Below are 981 nucleotides of genomic sequence, written 5' to 3'. Positions count from 1 at the left end.
GATACAGAGCAAGCACAACTTCTAGGTTGTTTAGAGCTAGATGAAGAAGATTTGGCGCTTTGCACATATGTTTGTCCTGGTAAATATGAGTACGGTCCGATTCTACGAGAGAATCTGACTCGAATCGAAATTGAGGGTTGATCATGGGACTTAGAACAGTTTTAGATAAAATGGAGCCCCATTTCGAGAAAGGGGGCAAGTACGAGAAGTGGTATGCGCTTTACGAAGCTGCTGACACCATTTTTTATTCGCCATCAAGTGTAACCAAAACCACATCTCATGTTAGAGATGGTATCGACCTTAAGCGTATTATGATTACGGTTTGGTTGTGCGCATTCCCTGCTATGTTTTTTGGTATTTGGAACGTCGGTTTCCAGGCAAATACTGCTATAGCGGCTGGGCTGGGTACTATACCAACCGATTGGCATAGCATGTTTTTCATTGGCCATGATGCGTCAAATATTCTTCATAACTTCGTATATGGCGCAGCATACTATATACCTATCTACCTGACAGTGTTTGTAGTGGGTGGTTTTTGGGAAGTGTTGTTTGCCACCGTGCGTAAGCATGAAGTTAACGAAGGCTTTTTTGTTACTTCAATACTATTTACCTTAATCGTTCCAGCTGATATCCCCTTGTGGCAGGTTGCTCTAGGTATTTCCTTTGGTGTTGTTGTTGGTAAGGAAATTTTTGGCGGTACAGGCAAGAACTTCTTGAACCCAGCCTTAACTGGTCGTGCGTTTTTGTTCTTTGCATACCCTGCCGAGATTTCGGGCGACGCAGTTTGGACTGCTGTCGACGGCTTTAGTGGCGCGACGCCTCTAAGCATTGTTGCAGCCAGCGGAATTGAAGGTCTTAACCAATCAGTTTCATGGGTCGACGCGTTCTTAGGCTTTATTCAGGGCTCAATTGGTGAAACTTCGACGCTAGCGATTATGATTGGCGGTTTTGCATTGCTTGCAACCAAAATTGCTTCCTGGC

General features: G+C 44.5%; 1 protein-coding gene and 1 pseudogene. Both read left to right on the top strand.

Annotation, left to right across the window (positions count from 1 at the left end):
- Positions 1-141 (top strand): annotated as a pseudogene (locus A3766_RS29415) (NADH:ubiquinone reductase (Na(+)-transporting) subunit A); the annotation flags it as partial.
- Between the two features lie 2 nt (positions 142-143).
- Positions 144-981: NADH:ubiquinone reductase (Na(+)-transporting) subunit B (locus A3766_RS02425; protein ID WP_068641599.1), on the top strand; the 838-nt coding region annotated here is incomplete at its 3' end.

The organism is Oleiphilus sp. HI0132 (genome assembly GCF_001635845.1).
This window is presented reverse-complemented; position numbering and strand designations above follow the sequence as displayed.